19 protein-coding genes are annotated in these 21,215 nt (G+C 32.3%); all 19 read left to right on the forward strand.

Annotated elements, in window-relative coordinates; genetic code table 11:
• Positions 1 to 3: 3 nt before the first annotated feature.
• The 19 genes from ACXIHB_RS10920 (at position 4) to ACXIHB_RS11010 (ending at position 21,103) form a co-directional block, all read left to right on the forward strand.
• Positions 4 to 1,623 carry a S8 family serine peptidase gene (locus ACXIHB_RS10920; protein ID WP_462098245.1) on the forward strand — a complete coding sequence of 540 codons (1,620 nt, stop codon included), beginning with the start codon at positions 4 to 6 and terminating at the stop codon, positions 1,621 to 1,623.
• Between the two features lie 67 nt (positions 1,624 to 1,690).
• Positions 1,691 to 2,095 (forward strand): hypothetical protein, encoded by a 405-nt coding sequence (locus ACXIHB_RS10925; protein WP_159610672.1) that lies wholly within the window; start codon positions 1,691 to 1,693, stop codon positions 2,093 to 2,095.
• Positions 2,096 to 2,097: 2 nt separating this feature from the next.
• Positions 2,098 to 3,948 carry a M1 family metallopeptidase gene (locus ACXIHB_RS10930; protein ID WP_462098246.1) on the forward strand — a complete coding sequence of 617 codons (1,851 nt, stop codon included), beginning with the start codon at positions 2,098 to 2,100 and terminating at the stop codon, positions 3,946 to 3,948.
• 213 nt (positions 3,949 to 4,161) lie between these two features.
• The gene (locus ACXIHB_RS10935) at positions 4,162 to 5,853 is read left to right on the forward strand and encodes a glutamine--tRNA ligase/YqeY domain fusion protein (RefSeq protein ID WP_462098247.1); all 1,692 of its coding nucleotides are present in this window, start codon (positions 4,162 to 4,164) and stop codon (positions 5,851 to 5,853) included.
• 227 nt (positions 5,854 to 6,080) lie between these two features.
• On the forward strand, positions 6,081 to 7,517 hold the full coding sequence (locus ACXIHB_RS10940; RefSeq protein ID WP_462098248.1) for a PSP1 domain-containing protein: 1,437 nt from the start codon (positions 6,081 to 6,083) through the stop codon (positions 7,515 to 7,517).
• Positions 7,507 to 7,992 (forward strand): gliding motility lipoprotein GldH, encoded by a 486-nt coding sequence (locus ACXIHB_RS10945; RefSeq protein ID WP_047788138.1) that lies wholly within the window; start codon positions 7,507 to 7,509, stop codon positions 7,990 to 7,992. Before ACXIHB_RS10940 ends, ACXIHB_RS10945 begins: the two co-directional genes overlap by 11 nt.
• On the forward strand, positions 7,992 to 10,268 hold the full coding sequence (locus ACXIHB_RS10950) for a penicillin-binding protein 1A (protein WP_462098249.1): 2,277 nt from the start codon (positions 7,992 to 7,994) through the stop codon (positions 10,266 to 10,268). The genes ACXIHB_RS10945 and ACXIHB_RS10950 overlap by 1 nt, the downstream gene beginning before the upstream one ends.
• 59 nt (positions 10,269 to 10,327) lie before the next feature.
• Positions 10,328 to 11,029: a CoA transferase subunit A gene (locus ACXIHB_RS10955; RefSeq protein ID WP_462098250.1), complete on the forward strand. Its 702-nt coding sequence runs from the start codon at positions 10,328 to 10,330 to the stop codon at positions 11,027 to 11,029.
• Positions 11,030 to 11,067: 38 nt separating this feature from the next.
• Positions 11,068 to 11,421, forward strand: a complete 354-nt coding sequence (locus ACXIHB_RS10960) for a four helix bundle protein (RefSeq protein WP_125343996.1) — start codon at positions 11,068 to 11,070, stop codon at positions 11,419 to 11,421.
• Between the two features lie 38 nt (positions 11,422 to 11,459).
• A complete protein-coding gene (locus ACXIHB_RS10965; protein ID WP_253055527.1) occupies positions 11,460 to 12,113 on the forward strand; it encodes a 3-oxoacid CoA-transferase subunit B in 654 nt (217 codons plus the stop codon).
• Positions 12,114 to 12,178: 65 nt separating this feature from the next.
• Positions 12,179 to 12,940: an exodeoxyribonuclease III gene (locus ACXIHB_RS10970; RefSeq protein ID WP_047788142.1), complete on the forward strand. Its 762-nt coding sequence runs from the start codon at positions 12,179 to 12,181 to the stop codon at positions 12,938 to 12,940.
• A gap of 7 nt (positions 12,941 to 12,947) precedes the next feature.
• Complete coding sequence (locus tag ACXIHB_RS10975) at positions 12,948 to 14,456, forward strand: lytic transglycosylase domain-containing protein (protein WP_073182419.1); 1,509 nt, start codon at positions 12,948 to 12,950, stop codon at positions 14,454 to 14,456.
• Between the two features lie 26 nt (positions 14,457 to 14,482).
• The gene (locus tag ACXIHB_RS10980) at positions 14,483 to 15,475 is read left to right on the forward strand and encodes a DUF4837 family protein (RefSeq protein ID WP_073182420.1); all 993 of its coding nucleotides are present in this window, start codon (positions 14,483 to 14,485) and stop codon (positions 15,473 to 15,475) included.
• A 114-nt stretch (positions 15,476 to 15,589) separates the two neighbouring features.
• Positions 15,590 to 17,062 (forward strand): DUF5687 family protein, encoded by a 1,473-nt coding sequence (locus tag ACXIHB_RS10985; RefSeq protein WP_167712546.1) that lies wholly within the window; start codon positions 15,590 to 15,592, stop codon positions 17,060 to 17,062.
• Positions 17,063 to 17,082: 20 nt separating this feature from the next.
• A complete protein-coding gene (locus ACXIHB_RS10990; protein ID WP_167712545.1) occupies positions 17,083 to 17,778 on the forward strand; it encodes an ABC transporter ATP-binding protein in 696 nt (231 codons plus the stop codon).
• Positions 17,779 to 17,872: 94 nt separating this feature from the next.
• Entirely contained in the window at positions 17,873 to 20,104 is a 2,232-nt protein-coding gene (gene porW, locus ACXIHB_RS10995) for a type IX secretion system periplasmic lipoprotein PorW/SprE (RefSeq protein WP_462098251.1), read from the forward strand.
• Positions 20,105 to 20,123: 19 nt separating this feature from the next.
• The gene (locus ACXIHB_RS11000; protein ID WP_047788147.1) at positions 20,124 to 20,531 is read left to right on the forward strand and encodes a bactofilin family protein; all 408 of its coding nucleotides are present in this window, start codon (positions 20,124 to 20,126) and stop codon (positions 20,529 to 20,531) included.
• On the forward strand, positions 20,500 to 20,730 hold the full coding sequence (locus tag ACXIHB_RS11005; protein WP_462098252.1) for an AtpZ/AtpI family protein: 231 nt from the start codon (positions 20,500 to 20,502) through the stop codon (positions 20,728 to 20,730). The genes ACXIHB_RS11000 and ACXIHB_RS11005 overlap by 32 nt, the downstream gene beginning before the upstream one ends.
• Positions 20,723 to 21,103, forward strand: coding sequence for a DUF6168 family protein (locus ACXIHB_RS11010; protein ID WP_073182425.1), 381 nt, complete (start codon positions 20,723 to 20,725; stop codon positions 21,101 to 21,103). Before ACXIHB_RS11005 ends, ACXIHB_RS11010 begins: the two co-directional genes overlap by 8 nt.
• Positions 21,104 to 21,215 lie beyond the last annotated feature (112 nt).

The raw sequence follows: 21,215 nt of genomic DNA on the forward strand, positions 1-21,215 counted from the left end.
ATTATGAGAGTTTTAAAGCCCGTATTTTACTCGGCAATTGCAGTGGCTACTTTAGCTAGCTGTAAAACAGTAAGCAAAATCCCTGTGCCAGCAGGAAGTAATACCGTAGTGAATATTCCAGCGAAAAATGCTGAATTAACAGACTATGAGCAAGAAAACTGGCAGCATTTAGACTTGGCTACAGATACAATTCCTGGAATGAGTGTAAATAAAGCCTATGAGTTTTTAAAAGGGAAAAAGCATGTAGAAGTTGTAGTTGGTGTCGTTGATTCTGGAACTGATTTAAAACATGAAGATTTAGTTGATGTAGCATGGGTAAATACTAAGGAAATTCCTGGAGATGGAATTGATAATGATAAGAATGGATATGTTGATGATATTAATGGATGGAACTTTTTAGGAGACTCATACAAAGAACATTTAGAATACGAACGTATTTTAATGAAACCAGAAGTTGCAGATGCTGAAACCTTAGCAGAAGTAAAAGCGTATCAAGCTGAAAAAGTAGCAGAAGCAAAGAAAACAGTTGCTCGTTATGGAGGTTTAAAAGGAATGGTTGCAGATGCTGATAAAGCATTTACTAAATACTTTGGAAAATCAACCTATACTAAAGACGAAGTAGGAGCTATCAATACAAATGATGAAATGTTAGGCAATGCAAAAAACTTTGCAACTAGAATGTTTGGTTATTTTGATACGCTAGAAGAAGCTAAAGAGTACTTTGAAAAAGGTATTAAAAACGCTGAAAAGACAATAAATGGAGATAACTTAAAAACAGATTACCGTACTGTTGTTGGTGATAATGCGTATGATATTAATGATAAACCAGGATATGGAAATGGTAATACAGGTCATTCTGAAAAAGATGAAGCGCATGGTTCTCACGTTTCAGGTATCATTGGAGCAACAAGAAACAACGATAAAGGAATGGACGGGGTTGCCAATGTAAAAATCATGGCTGTACGTTCAGTTTCTGACGGAGATGAGTATGATAAAGATGTTGCTTTAGGTATTCGTTATGCAGTAGATAACGGAGCAAAAGTAATCAATACAAGTTTTGGTAAAGGTTTTTCACCAAACAAAGAGTGGGTTTACGATGCAATAAAGTATGCAGCATCAAAGGATGTGTTAATTGTAAATGCAGCAGGAAATGATGGAAAGAATATTGATGTTGAGAAGACTTTTCCTAACGACGCACCAGATTTAATGAATGAAATTGCAGACAACTTTTTAACTATTGGAGCAATGAGTGCTAATTATGATAAAACATTACCAGCAAACTTCTCTAATTACGGTAAAAAGAACGTAGACGTATTTGCTCCTGGAGTACAAGTATATTCAACTACTCCAGATAATGAATACAAGAAGTTTAACGGAACTTCAATGGCTTCTCCAGCAGCAGCAGGAGTTGCAGCATTAGTACGTTCTTACTACCCTGAGTTAACGGCAAGTCAGGTAAAGCACATTTTAATGAACTCTGGAACTAAAATAGATTTAGAGGTTGTTAAACCAGGAACTAGAGATGAGATGGTACCTTTCTCAGAACTATCAGTATCAGGACGTGTTGTAAATGCATACAATGCAGTTAGAATGGCTGATAGAATGGTAAACGGAAGAAAATAAAACCAGTATAAACAAGCTAAAAAAGAGCATTATTTTTTGATGCTCTTTTTTTGTTATAGGAAAACACATGCAACTAGAATTCAACAAAAAAACACAGGAATTAACAATTAAAGATGAAGTGCCAATGCATTCATGGTTAATTATCTCTTTAATGTTAATTAATGGAATTAATATGGGAGTTCAGTTGTATTTAATGAGTTATGAAAACAAGGAAACTCTTTTTGTTTTTATGTTTTTACTTGCAGTAGTTTCTGTAGTAGTAATATTTTATTACGTAGTAAAAAGATCATGGAAATCTAAATACTTACTTAATGAAATTGAAGGAATAGAAACAAGAAAAGCCTACGGAAGAGAGCGGGTTTTTCTAAAATTACGCAATGGAAAAAGACGTAGTTTTCCAGTATTAAAAAATGAAAAAGAACTAAGTGATTTTAAGAAAACACTAACCTCAATGGGGATTAAATCAGTTTAAACATGAAGAAAATAATTTTAAGCCTTTTATTGTTACCGGTTATTTCTTGTGCTACCGTAAATAGTACAAAAAACAAAACTGTAGCAAAGACAAAAGTACACAAGCAATCTAACCAAGGGTATTGGCAGCAACATGTTGATTATACTATGGATATTGATATGGATGTTAAAACATATCAATATAAAGGAACACAAAAATTGGTGTATACAAACAATTCGCCTGATGCATTAAATAAAGTATTCTATCATTTATATTTCAATGCATTTCAACCAAACTCACAAATGGATGTTCGTTCAAGAAATATTCAAGATCCAGATAGAAGAGTAGGAGATCGTATTAGTAAATTATCACCTTCAGAAATAGGATACATTAAAGTAAGTTCTTTAAAACAAAACGGTTCGGTAGTAAAACACGAAACTGTTGGAACGATTTTAGAAGTTACATTAAACAAACCAATTCAACCAGGAGAAAGTGTAACGTTTGATATGATTTTTGATGCGCAAGTACCAAAACAAATCCGTCGTTCGGGTCGTAATAGTGCTGAAGGAGTTGCTTTGTCAATGACACAATGGTACCCTAAAATGGCTGAATATGATTTTGAAGGTTGGCATACACCACCATACTTAGGAAGAGAATTCCATGGAGTTTGGGGTAATTTTGATGTAACACTTCATATTGATAAAAATTATGTAGTTGGAGGAACAGGATATGTACAAAACCCACAAGAAGTAGGTCATGGTTACGAAGACAAAACAAAACCGTTAAACCTTCCGTCAGGAGATAAATTAACATGGAAATTCACTGCGCCAAACGTACATGATTTTACTTGGGGAGCAGATCCTGAGTTTATTCATGATACTTATAAAATGGATAATGGAATCGACTTACATTTCCTTTATAAGAAAACATTAGATGCTGAGTATTTAGAAAACTGGAAAAAGTTACAACCTAAAACAGCTGAACTAATGACGTATTTTAGTGAGCACATAGGTCAGTATCCATACAAGCAATACTCAGTTATTCAAGGAGGAGATGGAGGTATGGAATATGCAATGTGTACATTAATTACAGGACAACGTAAGTGGGGAAGCTTATTTGGAGTAACAGCACACGAATTAGCACATACTTGGTTTCAATTCTTGTTAGCAACTAACGAAAGTAAACACCCTTGGATGGATGAAGGATTCACCACTTATATTTCAAACAAAGCAGAGAATGAAATTTTAGGAGAAGGAAAAGAAAATCCACATGCAGGATCTTATCGAGGGTATAATTACGTGGTAAAAAATAATATTGAAGAACCTTTAACAACACACGCTGATAGGTATCACACGAATACAGCGTATGGAGTTGCGAGTTATTCAAAAGGAAACATTTTCTTATCTCAATTAGAATATATTATTGGAAAAGAAAATGTAGCAAAAACACTAAAGAAATATTTTGAAGACTTTTCTTTTAAGCATCCAACACCAAATGACATTAAACGTACAGCTGAAAAAGTTTCAGGACTTCAGTTAGACTGGTATTTAAATGAATGGACGCAAACAACACATACTATTGATTACGGAATAAAATCAGTAAACGGAAAAGAAATTACCTTAGAACGTATTGGTCAAATGCCAATGCCTATTGATGTTGAGGTAATGTATACAGACGGTTCAAAAGAATCATTTAATATTCCGTTACGTATGATGCGTGGAGAAAAACCAACCAATGCTACAGTTATTACCGATTGGACTTTTGCACATCCAACGTACACTTTTACAACAAAAAAAGAAGTGAAATCAGTTGAAATTGATCCATCAAAACTAATGGCAGACGTAAATCAAGAAAACAATTCGTACGGGAAGTAAGTTCAAACCAAATAAAATTATTAAAACGGAAAATCTGTACAGGTTTTCCGTTTTTTTATTAAAAAAAATAATCCATAATTTTCTTTGTGTAATTATCTCATAGATTCTATGTAATTTTGTTGCTTAAACCTTTTAGGAAGCTCTTAATTGATTATATTTTAAGAGAGAACAATAGAAGGTTGCAAAAATAGAACACGTACATAATTTATAAAGATGTCAGAAGAAAAGAAATCATTGAATTTTTTAGAGCAAATTGTTGAAGAAGATTTGGCAAACGGAATGCCAAAAGAAAATTTGCGTTTTCGTTTTCCACCAGAACCAAACGGATACTTACATATAGGACATACAAAAGCTATTGGTATTAGTTTTGGCTTAGGAGAAAAATACAATGCTCCAGTAAACCTTCGTTTTGATGATACAAACCCAGCAAAAGAAGAGCAAGAATACGTAGATGCTATTAAGCGAGATGTAGCTTGGTTAGGATATCAATGGGAAAAAGAATGCTATTCTTCTGATTATTTCCAACAATTATATGATTGGGCAGTTCAATTAATTAAAGACGGAAAAGCATATGTAGACAACCAATCTTCTGAAGCAATGGCTGAACAGAAAGGAACGCCAACGCAACCAGGAGTAGCAGGACCTAATAGAGATAGAAGTATTGAAGAAAATTTAGATTTATTCACACGTATGAAAAACGGTGAATTTGAAGAAGGTTCTCATGTGTTACGTGCTAAAATAGATATGGCTTCACCAAATATGTTAATGCGTGATCCTATCATGTATCGTATTTTAAAGAAAGAGCATCACCGTACAGGAAGTGATTGGGTAATCTACCCAATGTACGACTGGACACACGGAGAAAGTGATTATATAGAGCAAATCTCTCACTCACTATGTTCACTGGAATTTAAACCTCACCGTGAACTATACAATTGGTTTAGAGATAATGTGTATGAATATAGTCAATCAGAATACCCATTACCACCAAAACAAAGAGAATTCTCACGTTTAAACTTAAGTTATACCGTAATGAGTAAACGTAAGTTGATGAAGTTGGTGGAAGAAGGAATCGTTTCAGGATGGGATGATCCACGTATGCCAACTATTTCAGGATTACGTCGTCGTGGTTATACGCCTGCTTCTATACGTAGCTTTATTGAAACGGTAGGGGTTTCTAAACGTGAAAACGTGATTGATGTAGCATTGCTAGAGTTTAAAATTAGAGAAGATTTAAATAAAACAGCAAATCGTGTAATGGCTGTTTTAGATCCGGTAAAAGTGGTAATAGATAATTATCCAGAAGATCAAGAAGAAATTTTAATTGCTGAAAACAATCCAGAAGATGAAAACTCAGGAACAAGAGAAGTTCCATTTTCAAGAGAGATTTATATAGAGCGTGAAGATTTTAGAGAAGAAGCAAACAAAAAATTCTTCCGTTTAAAATTAGGAAAAGAAGTGCGTTTAAAAAATGCGTATTTCATCACGGCTAATAGTGTAGAAAAAGATGAAAATGGAAACATTACGGTAATTCACTGTACATATGACCCATTAACAAAATCAGGAAGTGGAACCGAAGAAAGTAAGCGTAAGGTAAAAGGAACCTTACATTGGGTGTCGGTAAAACACGCGGTAAAAGCTGAGGTAAGAGCGTATGATAGGTTGTTTTCAGATGAAGCACCGGACAGCCATAAAGACAAAGATTTTATGGAGTTTTTAAATCCGAATTCGTTAGAAAAAATTACGGCTTACGTTGAACCAAGCATACAAACAGCAAAGATTGGAGACCGTTTTCAGTTCCAACGTTTAGGGTATTTTAATGTTGATGATGATTCAACAGCTGAAGGCTTAGTATTCAATAAAACGGTTGGACTAAGAGATAATTGGGCGAAAAAGAATAATTAGTGCCCAAAGACTAGAATAAATAAAAAATGCTGCTTTTTAACTTAAAAGCAGCATTTTTTTTAACAAAAAAATCAATTTCCACTTTTCATTAGAATATGTATCTTTACAGATTAAGGATAGTTGTTATAAAGTAAATTTTATACAGCTGAAAATCAAATAATAAAAATATTTTTTGATACTGTAAATACCACAGGTTTAAAAAATATTTCAAAAAAATATATTATCGTATGAGTTGTAGCAGTTGCTCAACTAACAAAAGCGGTGTGCCAAATGGCTGTAAGAGTAACGGAAATTGTGCTACAGGTACATGTGGAAGTGGAAATAAGCTCGCTGTTTTTGATTGGTTATCAAATATGACTTTACCTTCAGGTGAAGCACCATTTAATATTTTTGAAGTCCGTTTTAAAAATGGACGAAAACACTTTTATAAAAATCCTGAAAACTTAACCCTTTCCATGGGAGATGTGGTTGCAGTTGAAGGATCTTCAGGGCACGATGTTGGTATTGTTTCTTTAGCAGGAGAGCTAGTAAGAGTTCAAATGAAAAAAAGAAAAATTACTGCAGATAGTGATGATGTAAAGAAAATTTACAGAAAGGCATCTCAAAAAGATATTGATGTTTGGCAAGAAGCCAGAGGAAGAGAGTTAGAAACACAACGAAAAGGAAGAGAAATAATTAGCCGTTTAGGCTTAAAAATGAAACTTTCTGATGTTGAATATCAAGGAGACGGAACCAAAGCTACTTTTTATTATACAGCAGACGAACGTGTAGACTTTCGTCAGTTAATTCGTGACTTAGCTAGTGCTTTTTCTATACGAGTAGAAATGCGTCAGGTAGGAATGCGCCAAGAAGCAGCTCGTTTAGGTGGAATTGGTTCTTGCGGTAGAGAACTATGTTGCTCTACTTGGTTAACCGACTTTAGAAAAGTAAATACAGCAGCAGCCCGTTATCAGCAACTGTCATTAAACCCATTAAAGTTAGCAGGACAGTGTGGTAAACTAAAGTGTTGTTTAAACTACGAATTAGACACGTATTTAGATGCATTACAAAGCTTTCCGAAGCAAGATAAAGTGCTAAAAACAGAAAAAGGAGATGCTGTTTTCGTTAAAATGGACATATTCAAAAAATTACTTTGGTATACCTACAAAGAGGAAAGTTTTAAATGGTATAAACTATCGTTAGATCAAGTTCAAGAGATTATAGAATTAAACAAAAATAATGAACTTGCGTTACCGTTAGAAGAATATGAATTGGAGATAGCAGAAGAGGTTTCTGTCGATTTTGAGAATGTTGTAGGTCAAGATAGTTTAACGCGTTTTGATGCACCTAAAAAAAGTCGTAAAAACAGTAGGCGTAGAAAAAGAAAACCAGCAAATAAAGCGGAAGTAGATAAACAGTCACAAACAAATAAAAGGCAAAAGAAAAAACCACAAGGAAAAACGGAAAAAACTGAAGGAGGCCAAAAAACAGAAAAAAAGAGAGTTGATAATAGGAAACCAAGACCTAAAAACAATCCAAAAACTAGAAAGCCAAAACCAGAAAGTAAAACAACTGATAAACCACAAGGACAACAAAAAAAACCGAGAAATCCCAGAAGAAAAAACAACAATCAACGAAAAAGAAATAATAGCGATAATAAAAACAATACCAATAATGAGAAGTAAAATTGGCATCATTTTTTTAGTAGCCATACTATTAGCTTCATGCGACTCAAATAGTGAGTTTGACAATTATATTGCGCTTCCTAAAAGCTCATGGAATAAAAAAAATGCAATACAGTTTACATTTCCAATTAATGACTCTATTGGTAAGAAAAATCTTTTTATAAACCTTAGAAATAATAAAGATTATGCATACAGCAATCTTTTTTTAATTACGCAAATGAATTTTCCTGACGGACAAATAATCATAGATACATTGGAATATGATATGGCAGATGTTACAGGGAAATTTTTAGGACAAGGTTTTACAGACATTAAAGAAAATAAACTTTTTTATAAAGAAAACATAACGTTTCCTCGAAAAGGAGAATATACTTTTAAAGTTAGACAAGCCATGCGAAAAAATGGAGAATTAGAAGGAATTGAAGAATTAGAAGGAATTACTCATGTAGGGTTTAGAATAGAAAAAATAAAGTAATGACAGAGAAAAAAACAACAAATTTTAGTAAGTACATTAAATGGTTTTGGAGTATCATTTTAGGAGGATTCTTATTTGTTTGCCTACTATTTTTACTAGCTTCTTGGGGAGTGTTTGGTGCGCTACCTACTTTTGAAGAATTAGAAAACCCAGAGAATAATTTAGCTACAGAAATTATTTCAGCTGATGGTAAAACTTTAGGTAAGTATGCTGTTGAAAACAGAACACCTATAAAATATAAAGACATTCCACAAAATATGGTAAAAGCGTTAGTTGCAACAGAAGATGAGCGCTTTTATGAACATTCAGGAATTGATTTTAGAGGAACAGCAAGAGCTATTTTAAAACCAGGAAGTGGAGGAGCGAGTACAATAACCCAACAGCTAGCAAAAATGCTGTTTACGAAAAAAGCCTCTCGAAACATTTTTAAAAGAGTACTCCAAAAGGTGAAAGAATGGGTAGTAGCTGTTAAGTTAGAGCGTCAATATACTAAAGAAGAAATCATAACCATGTATTTGAATAAATATGATTTCTTAAATCAAGCAGTAGGTGTTCGTTCAGCAGCTCGAATTTATTTTGGAAAAGAACCTAAGGAGTTAGACGTAGAAGAATCAGCAATGCTAGTAGGAATGCTTAAAAACTCTTCCCTTTTTAATCCTTTAAGGAGAAAAGAGATGGTAAAACAACGAAGGAATGTTGTTTTAAAGCAAATGAATAGAAGTGAGTTTATTACTTTAAAACAAAAAGACTCATTACAAAAATTAGGTCTAGGACTTAATATAAACAGAGAAGGGCATAGTGACGGTTTAGCAACATATTTTAGAGAGCATTTAAGAAGTATCTTAAAAGAGTGGGTTAAAGAAAACCCAAAACCAAATGGAGAAGAGTATAATATTTATAGAGATGGATTAAAAATTTACACTACTATAGATTCTCGTATGCAAAAATATGCTGAAGAAGCGGTTTATGAACACATGGAAAACCTTCAATCATATTTTGATAAAGAACAAAAAAGAAATAAAAAAGCTCCTTTTTATGATATAGGGAAAAAGGACATAGAAAAAATAATAAGAAGAGCAAAGCAAAATTCAGACCGTTATAAGCGAATGAAAGCAGCAGGTAAGTCTGAAAAAGAAATAGATAAGGTGTTTAACACAGCTACTGATATGCGTATTTTTACGTGGAAAGGTGAACGTGATACAGTAATGACTCCTTATGACTCAATACGTCATTATAAACACTTCTTGCGTTCAGGTTTGGTGTCTATTGAACCTCAAACAGGTCACATTAAAGCATGGGTTGGAGGAATTAATCATAGATACTTTAAATATGATGCAGTTGAGCAACAAAAGCGTCAAGTAGGTTCTACATTTAAACCTTTTGTATATGCTACTGCAATTAATCAATTAAAAATGTCACCTTGTGATAAATTACCAAACACACCATACACCATTCCGAAGGAAAAATATGGAATGCCAGAAGATTGGACACCAAAAAATGCAGGAGGTAAATACGGAGGAGAATTAACATTAAAAGACGCCTTAGCAAAATCAGTAAATGTGATTACAGCACAATTAATTGATAAAGTCTCACCTATAAATGTAGTTCGACTAGCAGAGTCTTCAGGAATACAATCTAAATTAGAAGCAAATCCTTCTATTGCGTTAGGAGCGATAGATTTATCTTTATTAGAAATGGTTAGTGCATATTCAACTTTTGCTAATAAAGGGTTACGTGTTAGTCCACTAATGGTTACTCGAATTGAAGATAAAAACGGAACAGTTTTAGAAGAGTTTGTTCCTGAGACAAAAGAAGTGTTAAGTGAAGAGTCAGCTTATGTGATTTTAGATTTAATGAAAGGAGTAACTCAAGTAGGTTCCGGAGCTCGTTTAAGATCAACATGGACATCAGGAGGAGATGCAGTAACAGGTTTCCCTTATAAATTTACGAATCCTATTGCAGGTAAAACAGGTACAACACAAAATCAATCAGATGGTTGGTTTATGGGAATGGTGCCAAACTTAGTAACTGGAGTATGGACAGGAGGAGAAGATAGAGCAACACACTTTGCAGGACTAAGATATGGTCAAGGGGCAACAATGTCACTACCAACATGGGGAATATTTATGAGAAAATGCTATGAAGATAAAACGCTAGAGGTTAGTAAAGGAAATTTTGAAAAACCTAAAGATATAAGTATTAATTTAGACTGTTCAAAAGTTGGAGAACCTAAAGAAGGAGAAGAAGAAACAGTACCAGACGATACGGATTTTTAGTAAATTGTAAAGTATTTAAAATCTCACCTAGTAGGATAAAGCTTAAAACAACAACTATAATGATAAATAAAAAAGTAAATAACGTACAAGAAGCATTGCAAGGTGTGCAAGATGGAATGACCTTTATGTTAGGAGGGTTCGGTTTATGCGGAATACCTGAAAATGCTATTGCTGAGTTAGTAAAAATAGGAGTAAAAAATGTTACTTGTATTTCTAATAACGCAGGAGTTGATGATTTTGGCTTAGGGTTGTTATTGCAAAATCGTCAGATAAAGAAAATGATTTCTTCTTATGTAGGAGAAAATGATGAATTTGAGCGTCAAATGTTATCTGGAGAATTAGAAGTAGAATTAACACCTCAAGGAACTTTAGCCGAAAAATGTAGAGCAGCACAAGCAGGTTTTCCAGCATTTTATACCCCAGCGGGTTATGGAACAGAGGTAGCAGAAGGAAAAGAAACTCGTGAGTTTGATGGAAAAATGTATGTACTGGAACCAGCATTTAAAGCAGACTTTGCTTTTGTAAAAGCATGGAAAGGTGATGCTGCTGGAAACTTAATTTTTAAAGGGACTTCTAGAAACTTTAACCCTAATATGTGTGGGGCAGCTACAATTACAGTTGCTGAGGTTGAAGAGTTAGTTCCAGTAGGAGAATTAGATCCAAATCAAATTCATATTCCAGGAATTTTTGTACAACGCATTTTCCAAGGAGAAAAATATGAGAAGAGAATTGAACAACGAACTGTTCGCAAACGAGATTAGTTTTTAATGAATCAATTTGAAAATTTGAAGATGTAACAATGAGAAGTGATAAAGAAAACTTAATTGTAAAATTAACTTTTGAGTTATCTCTTGAAATCATCAAGTTTTCAGAAGAAATAAGAGCTTTACATCGTTATGAGATGGCATCTCAGGTTTTTAGAAGTGGAACATCAATAGGAGCCAATATTAGAGAAGCACAAAATGCAGAAAGTAAAGCAGATTTTATTCATAAATTTAAAATTTCAGCGAAAGAAGCTGATGAATTGGAGTATTGGTTATTATTGTGTGAACAATCAGAATTTTACCCAAGCCCAAAAAAGAAGTTACTAACAGATTTGAAAACAATTATTAAGATAATAAGTAAAATAATAGCTTCTTCAAAAAAGAAGTAATTATAAAATTTTCAAATCAACAAATTTTCAAATTAAAAATGTTAGATAAAAACGGAATAGCGAAAAGAATCGCAAAAGAAGTAAAAGACGGATATTATGTAAACCTTGGTATCGGAATTCCAACATTAGTAGCCAATTTTGTTCGTGATGATATTGAAGTAGAGTTTCAATCAGAAAATGGAGTGTTAGGTATGGGACCTTTTCCTTTTGAAGGAGAAGAAGATGCTGATATTATCAATGCAGGAAAACAAACTATAACAACTATGCCAGGAGCTAGTTTTTTTGATTCTGCTACTAGCTTTTCAATGATTCGTGGTAAACATGTTCACTTAACTATTTTAGGAGCTATGGAAGTAGCTGAAAATGGAGATATAGCAAACTGGAAAATACCAGGAAAAATGGTAAAAGGTATGGGGGGGGCAATGGATTTAGTAGCCTCTGCCGATAACATTATTGTAGCAATGATGCATACCAATAAAAGAGGAGAGTCGAAGCTACTTAAAAAATGTTCCTTACCATTAACAGGTGTAGGTTGTGTAACTAAAATTGTAACCAACCTAGCGGTATTAGAAATTAAAGACAGTAAATTTTACTTATTAGAAAGAGCACCGGGAGTATCTGTAGAAGAAATTAAAGCAGCTACAGAAGGAACTTTAGTGGTCGAAGGAGACATTCCAGAAATGAATATTTAACAAAATTATAGGATAAAAAAAAGACGTAAAGTGTTAAGCTTTACGTTTTTGTATTTTAAAAATAGATGAAAATAATCTCATACAACGTAAACGGAATTAGAGCAGCATTAAAAAAAGGGTTTATCGATTGGTTACAAGCAGCGAACCCTGATGTAATATGTATTCAAGAAACCAAAGCTCATAAAGAACAATTAGATGTAACTGAGTTTGAAAACGCTGGGTATCCATACCATTATTGGTTTTCAGCAGAGAAAAAAGGGTATTCATCAGTAGCAATTTTTTGTAAAGAAGAACCAAACCATGTAGAGTATGGTACAGGAATAGAATCTATGGATTTTGAAGGGAGAAATCTTCGTGTAGATTTTGATGAGGTCTCTGTAATGAGTATGTATTTACCTTCAGGAACTAATAGTGCTCGATTAGACTATAAGTTCAACTACATGGATGAAATTTTAACCTATGCTACAGAGTTAAGAAAAGAAATTCCTAACTTGGTTATTTGTGGAGATTACAACATCTGTCATGAAGAAATAGATATTCACAACCCGAAAATGAAAGGAGTATCTGGGTTTTTACCAGAAGAGCGTGAATGGCTAGGGAAGTTTATCAATAGTGGATTTATTGATAGTTTCCGCCACTTGCACCCAGAAAAACAAGAGTATTCTTGGTGGAGTTATCGAGCAAATGCAAGAGCGAATAATAAAGGTTGGCGTATTGATTACAACATGGTAACCGAACCATTAAAAGATAAAATTTCAAGAGCGTATATTTTACCAGAAGCAAAGCATTCAGATCATTGCCCAATTGCAGTTGAATTAGATTTATAAAACCAACATGAAGAAATTACTAACACTACTACTTTTTACAACTTCAATTTTTGCGCAACAACCTGTTGATAGTCTTTTTATAGCTAAAGACAGTATTGATGTTGTGGTAAATGACTCTATAAATTTATCGCAAAACCAAGAGCTATTTTCTACAGAAGATTTAAAGATGATTGATAGCTTATTGATTGAAGAAAAATTTAATTCATCGTTGTTTGACAGTATTCAATATGTAATTAACGATAAAGATATTTTAGGAAATACAACCACAATTCTAACAACAGATTTATTAAAGAAAAGATTACAAGACCTAAACGTAAAAACACCGTTTCATTTAGAGTATAATCCTGCGTTAGAAAAAGTAATAAACAGTTATTTAAAATACCGAAAAAAATACTATCCAGCATTAATGGCTCGTGCTCAATATTATTTTCCAATGTTTGAGCAATACTTAGATCAATATGATATTCCGTTAGAAATGAAATATTTGGCTATTGTTGAGTCAGCATTAAGACCAGACGCTCGTTCTTGGGTGGGAGCTACAGGTTTATGGCAGTTTATGTATGGAACAGGTGTTCAGTTTGATTTGAAAGTAAATTCGTATGTAGATGAACGTCAAGATCCAGTAAAATCAACAAAAGCAGCTTGTCAATACTTAAGTCAACTATATAAAATTTTTGGTGATTGGGATTTAGCTTTAGCAGCATATAATTCGGGTCCAGGAAATGTATCAAAGGCAATAAAGCGTTCTGGAGGATATAAAAACTATTGGAATATCCGCCCTTTTTTGCCTCGTGAAACAGCAGGGTATGTACCAGCATTTTATGCAACGATGTATATTTTTGAGTATGCAGAAAAGCACCATATTTACCCTGAAGCACCGAAAATCTTCAATTTTGAGACAGATACAGTTCGTGTAAAAAGAACCATTAGTTTTGATCAGATTTCAGAAAAAACAGGGATAGATTCTGATTTATTAGCGTTTCTAAACCCGTCGTATAAGCTAGATATTATTCCATATGTAAAAGAAAAAAATTATGCAGTTCGATTACCTCGAAGAAACTTAATGGACTTCTTAGAAAAGGAAAAAGAAATATATGCTTTAGCAAATGAAGATGACGCTAAAAGAGAAAAGCCATTACCAAAGTATTTTGAAATGGATAAACGTATTCGTTACAGAGTTCGAAGTGGAGATTATTTAGGTAAAATAGCTAATAAATTTGGAGTACGAGTAAGTGATATTAAACGTTGGAATGGTTTACGCACACATCATTTAAAAATAGGTCAGAGATTAAGTGTTTATCCTAAAAGAATGGCTGTTCCAAAGAAGGTTTCAAAGAAAAAATATAAAGCACCAACAGGTAAGCATGAGGTGTATGTTGTTAAAGAAGGAGATTCATTATGGACTATTTCAAAAAAATATCCATCAGTTTCTGTTGATGAAATTAAAAAATGGAACAATATTTGGAGTGTTAAGAGTTTGAAACCAGGAATGAAACTTAAAATATTTAAAAGCTAAAAAACAACTACTAAACACCACAAACTATGAATAAACTAATAGCATTATTTGCCCTGATTTTTATAACAGTTTCGTGTAAAAATAAAGGAGAGAAAAGCGACTATGTTTTACCAACATCAAATGGAAATACTAATAAAATATTAGTAGTAATTAAAGGAAATGATTGGGAAGGTAAAATTGGTGACGAAATTCGCTCTGTTTTTGGGGAGCATCAGGTAGGATTACCACAGCCTGAAACATTACTTTCAGTAGGACAAATAGATCCTATAGGATTTAAAGGTTTTATAAGGAATGCAAGAGCTGTTTTGATTCTTAGAGAAGGAGAAAAAGAAAAAATAGCAGTAGAAAAAAACAAATATGCTGAACCTCAAATTTTAGTTTATGCAACAGCTAAAAGTAAAGGAGCTTTGGTTGACTTGATTCGCAACAGAGGAAAAGAGATTATTAAACTATTTAAAGATGAAGATGTAAAATTTACTCAAAACATTTTTAAAAAAGAAAAATTAGATGAAAGCCAATTCAAAACAATAAAAAAATTAGGTATTTCATTAACCATTCCTGAAAGGTTTAAACTTGTTGAAGATACGGGAGACTTTTTATGGTTACGTCAACACTTAAAAAGCGGAATAGCAAGAGGAGATGGAACCAACAACATTTTAGTGTATAGTTATCCATTAGAAGATGAAAGCAAAGTAGAAGATAATATAACAAGAATGCGCGATACGATTGGTAAAAAATATATTCCAGGAAGTAAAGAAGGAATGCACATGATTACTGAACAAGCATATACACCATTTACTTTCGATGCAGAAATTGATGGAAGAAAAGCTTATGAAACTAGAGGTAAATGGGAGGTAAAGAATGATTTTATGGCAGGACCGTTTATTAATTACTCGATAATTGATAAAGAAAACAACCGTGTTCTTGTTTTTGAAGGCTTTACTTATGCACCTTCAGTAAATAAAAGAGATTTTATATTTGAGTTAGAAGCAATAGCAAAATCTTTAAAAATAAAATAAAAGATAAATCATAACAACGGTAGAAAAGCATCAATTTTTAAATTGATGCTTTTTTTATGTAACAAAAAGTTGTAGAAAAAGACAAATAAGATAATCAACCAAATACAAAACCAAATGATTGCACATTTTTTAAAGTTAGAGTGGAAGCAGTTTTTTCGCTCTTCTTATTTCGGAAAAAGTATTGCATTAAAAATTATCATGGGCTTTTTTGCATTGTATATGCTAGTTTCATTTTTAATGATAGGAATAGGAGGGTATTTTTTCATTAAAAAAGAATACCCAAATACAGATCCACTTTTTTTTGTGAATGGATTTCTTGTTTTTTTACTACTTGGAGATTTAATTTTTCGCTACTTAATGCAAAAATTACCAGTACTAAACATTAAGCCGTTTCTAAACTTACCGGTAAAAAAAGAAAAGTTAGTCCATTTTGTATTAGGAAAATCAGCAGTGTCATTCTTCAATATAATGCCGTTGTTTTTTTATGTGCCTTTTTCAATAGTATTAATAGGTCAAGGCTATGATATTATAGGGGTTTTAGGATGGTTGTTTTTAATGGTTATGCTAGTGTTAAGTGCTAACTACGTAAATTTTTTAATAAATAAAAACAATTATGCACTAGGAGTAATGATTGTTGTACTAGCAATATTGTTTTTTGGAAATAAATACCAGCTGTTTAACGTAAATGATGTGTTTGCTCCTGTTTTTCAATCAACATATAACTTTCCTGCTTTGTCAATAATAGGAACGATCTTGTTAGTAGGGTTGTATTACGTAAACTTTAAATTATTAAGAGAAAAAGCATATTTAGATGACGCTATAAAAAGTAAAGAAGAAGTAGCAAAAGAATCAGACTTATCTTTTGTTGATAGATTAGGAGATGTAGCACCATTTATTAAAAATGACATCCGTCAAATTTGGAGGAATAAACGTACTAAAACAGTATTTTTTATGTCATTTTTATTTCTCTTTTATGGAATTATTTTCTTTGGACAAGAAACATATCGAGAGAAAATGCCTGCCTTTTTAGTTTTTGCTGCAATTTTTGTTACAGGAGGTTTTACGATAAATTATGGACAATTTATTCCTGCGTGGGATAGTGAGTACTACAACATGCTTATGAGTCAAAATATTCGTTACCGAAAATTCTTAGAAAGTAAATGGTATTTAATGGTTGTAATGTCAGGAGCATTATACCTATTGAGTATTCCTTATGCTTATTTCTATGGAGTAAATATTTTTTTAATGATAACCGCAGGAGCAATATTTAATATTGGTTTTAACTCGCTCTTTTTGTTATTTGCAGGTTCTTTTAACCGAAAACGTATAGACCTAAATAAAAGTGGGTTTTCAAATTATCAAGGAACCAGTGCAACCCATTTTTTAATCATAATTCCCATAATCGGAATTCCTATGTTCTTATTCTGGGTTTTCAATAAGTTTGTCAGCTTTAATGCAGGAGTTTTAGCAATTGCTATTGCAGGAGTACTAGCATTAGCGTTCAAAAATTACTTTATGAACTTTATAGAAAAAAGATACATTAAAAGTAAGTATGCAGTAATACATGCATTCAGTCAAAAATCATAACAATCCAAAAACTAAACAAAATGATATCTATACATAATATTTCAAAAACATACGGAAGTACACAAGTTTTAAACATAGAAGAGTTGAATATTCCAAGCGGACAAGCTTTTGGGTTAGTAGGGAATAATGGAGCAGGAAAAACAACTTTGTTTAACCTGTTATTAGATTTAATTAGACCAACTACAGGAGAGATTGTAAATAATGAAGTAATTGTAAACAAAAGTGAAAACTGGAAAACATTTACAGGGTCGTTTATAGATGAAACTTTTTTAATAGGATATCTAACACCTGAAGAATATTTTGATTTTGTTGGAGATTTACGCGGGATGAATAAAGCTGATGTAAAAGCTTTTTTAGCTCAGTTTGACGAGTTTTTTAATGAAGAGATTTTAGGAAAGAAAAAATACTTACGAAGCTTAAGTAAAGGAAATCAAAAGAAAGTAGGTATTGTAGCTGCAATGATGGGGAATCCACAAGTGATAATTTTAGATGAACCTTTTGCAAACTTAGACCCTACAACACAAATTAGATTAAAAAAAATAATTAAAAAACTTACAGAAAATAATGATGTAACTGTACTAGTTTCTAGTCACGATTTAAGTCATGTAACTGAGGTATGTGAACGTATAGTAGTCTTAGATAAAGGAAATGTAGTAAAAGATATAAGCACATCGCAAGAAACCCTGCAAGAATTAGAAAGCTATTTTTCTGCATAAAACAGGGTAAAAATCATCTTATAATTATTATTTTTACCTCTTTACGTACAAAAAATACAATTATTACGTTGTTGTACTGTAAAAGTAATAGTATATGAAAAAAGGGGTAAATATAATAGTATTCAGTGTTTTAGTAGCTATTGTGTATTCGTGTAGTGTTAAAAAGGATGCTTTTTTAAATAGAAGTTACCATGCTGTTACTACTAAATATAATGTGCTTTTTAATGGAGAGCAAGCGTATTTAAAAGGACTTGAAGAAATTCAAGAAAAGCACGAAGACAATTTCTGGAAACGCTTACAAATAGAACCTATAACTTTTGATGAAAGTAAGTTAGCTACGAAAGTACTTACACCAGGTACAGGATTTAATACTGAAGAGAGTGAAGAAGACAAAAACCTAACTCCTTTTGAAAAAGCAGAAGAAAAAGCAATAAAAGCCGTTCAAACACATTCAATGAATATTAATGGCTATGAAAAAAATAGCCAGATAGATGACGCTTATTTATTGTTAGGTAAATCAAGATATTATACCCAGCGTTTTATTCCAGCATTAGAAGCCTTTAACTACGTAATAGTTAATTATCCAAAAGCAAATTTAAATTATGAAACAAAAATTTGGAGGGCGAAAACAAATATTCGTCTAGGTAATGAAAAAAGAGCTATAGAAACATTAATGTTGTTATTAGATGTTTTAGATGAGAAAGAAAAAATAAATAAAACGGTAAAAGAACAAGCTTATACAGCCATGGCAATGGCATATGAACAAACCGATACCATTCAAAAAATGGTAGATTATTTAAAATTAGCAACTAAAACACGTTACAATAAAGAGCAAACAGCAAGAAATATGTTTGTGTTAGGTCAGGTTTACAGCGAATTAGATAGAAAAGATTCAGCAAGAATGGTGTTTCGAAGATTATCAGAATTTAAAAGAGCACCAGACAAGTTCCGTATTCGAGCAAATATTGAACTTGCTAAAAATACTCCAAATGATTCAACATCAATATTAATGTTGGCAAGGTTAAGAAAGCTGATTAAAAACTCTGATAACCGCAAGTTTTTAAACGAGTTATACTACCAAGCAGGGGTGATTCAAGAAGGGAGAAATAATCCTGAAGCGGCAGCAGAATATTATAAAAAATCTTTACAAGCGAAGCATAACAACAATTACCAAAAAACATATGCGTATGAACGCTTGGCAAATATAGCTTTTGAAAAAGAGAATTATTTGTTAGCAGGCTCATATTATGATAGCGTATTGCAGGTGGTTTCCAAAGAGTTTGATCAAGAAAAAAGAATTCGTAGAATTCGTAGAAAGAGTAAAGGGTTAACAACTTTAAGAAAATATGAGGAAACTGTTAAAAATAACGACAGTATTCTTAGTTTAGTTGGAATGACGCTAGATGAAAGAACTTCTTTTTTTGAGACATATATAGAAAAAATAAAGAAAGAAGACGAAGAAAAAAGACAACAAATGCTCAATGCTCAGAACTTTGGAAATGGTTTTGGAGGCGGTGTATCTATAAATAATAGTGCAAATAAAGGGAAGTGGTACTTTTACAATACTCAAGCATTAGGATTTGGAAGAGCAGATTTTCAAAAAATATGGGGAACACGCCCTCTAGAAGATAACTGGCGATTATCAGACAAATCTATTAGCGTCACAGAAGATGTGTCTGATGATACTAATGGAATAAAAATCAACAAAAGATACGAGCTTTCAACATATCTTGAAGCTATACCAACTGATGACAATGTAATTAATGACCTTGTAAAAGAGCGAAATGATGCATTATATCAATTAGGACTAATTTATAAAGAGCAGTTTACAAACACTACACTAGCAATTAAAAACCTAGAACGCTTAAGACAGGTGAGTATAAATAATAAGTTGGAACTGCCAATAAGTTACCACTTGTATCAAATATATAAAAAGCAAGGAAATGTAGCTAAGTCAAATGATTATAAGAACATTATCCTAGAAAAGTATCCAGAAACAAGTTTTGCTCAAATAATTTTAAACCCAGATAAAAAACTTGTTAAAAAGAAGAAAGAAGATGAGGTTTTAAATAAGTATAAAGAAATATATTATTTATATAAAGAAAATAAATTTGAAGAGGTTGTTAGTGAAATAGATAAATTTTCAAGTACACTAAAAAATTCAAATTTAATCCCTAAATTCGCACTTCTAAAAGCCTTGGCGATAGGTAAATATCAAGATAAAGAGACCTATAAAAAAGCGCTAGAGTTTGTTGCAGTTAGTTATGCTACTACTCAAGAAGGTAAAAAAGCAAAAGAAATTATAGAACTATTAAATAAAGCATAACCCCTTAAATTCCCCGAATATGTTTGGTAAAGAGAGTAAAAAAACAGGAGAAAACAAAGTTGCAGAGAGAAACATTATAGGAAAAAACACTAAAATAATAGGTGAGATTATTTCAGAAGGAGATTTTAGAATAGATGGAATATTAGAAGGAACCATAGAAACTAAAGGAAGAGTAATAATTGGAAATACTGGTTTAATTAAAGGAAAAGTTGAATGTACTAATGCAGATATAGAAGGAGAGTTTTCAGGAGAGCTTTTTGTTTCAAACACTCTTACAGTAAAATCTTCAGCAAATATTAATGGTGATGTAATTATAGGAAAATTATCTGTAGAACCAGGAGCAGAATTTAATGCCACTTGTGCCATGAAAGGAGCGGTAAAAGAACTAAATAAAAATGAGCAAGGACTCAAAGAAAAAACCGCTTAATAAATACATACGATTCACAGGAATCGCACTTCAAATGGGATTAACTATTTACCTAGGAAGTTTGCTAGGTAAATGGTTAGACCAAAAATATCCAAACGACAACCAACTTTACGTAAAAATTTGTACACTTGTAGCAGTTTTTGGTGCTATTTACTCTGTAATACGCCAAGTAATTAAGATAACCGATAATAATGAGTAAACGAATTTTAGTATTTTCTTCTATTATATTAGTTTTAGGTATAGGAGGCTTCTTTTTAAACAGTTTTTTGCTTTCTAATGCGGGTGTAACACTTTCTTTTTCTGTATTACAAGTATACTGTTTTAATGTAATAGCAACTATTTTAATTTATTCTTTAATAGAATGGGTACTTGGATATTTACCAAATGAAACAGGATATTTATATTTAGGAATGTTAATGGTAAAATTCGGGATTTTTATTCTACTATTCCAAAAGAGTATTTTTTCAGAAGCAGGGTTAACAAACCCAGAAAAAGCAACCTTATTAATTCCTATTATGGTGTTTTTAGCTATCGAAACTGTAGCGTTGTCAAAAATACTTAACACTAAATAGATGAGTTGTTTATGGCGATGTGTGGTGTTCTTTAAAACTAAGCAAAAAAAGGGTTTGTAGTTTTAATTAAATGTGTACCTTTGCACCGAAATTTACAGACCCAAAATCTATA

This window comes from Tenacibaculum sp. IMCC1, from assembly GCF_054906355.1.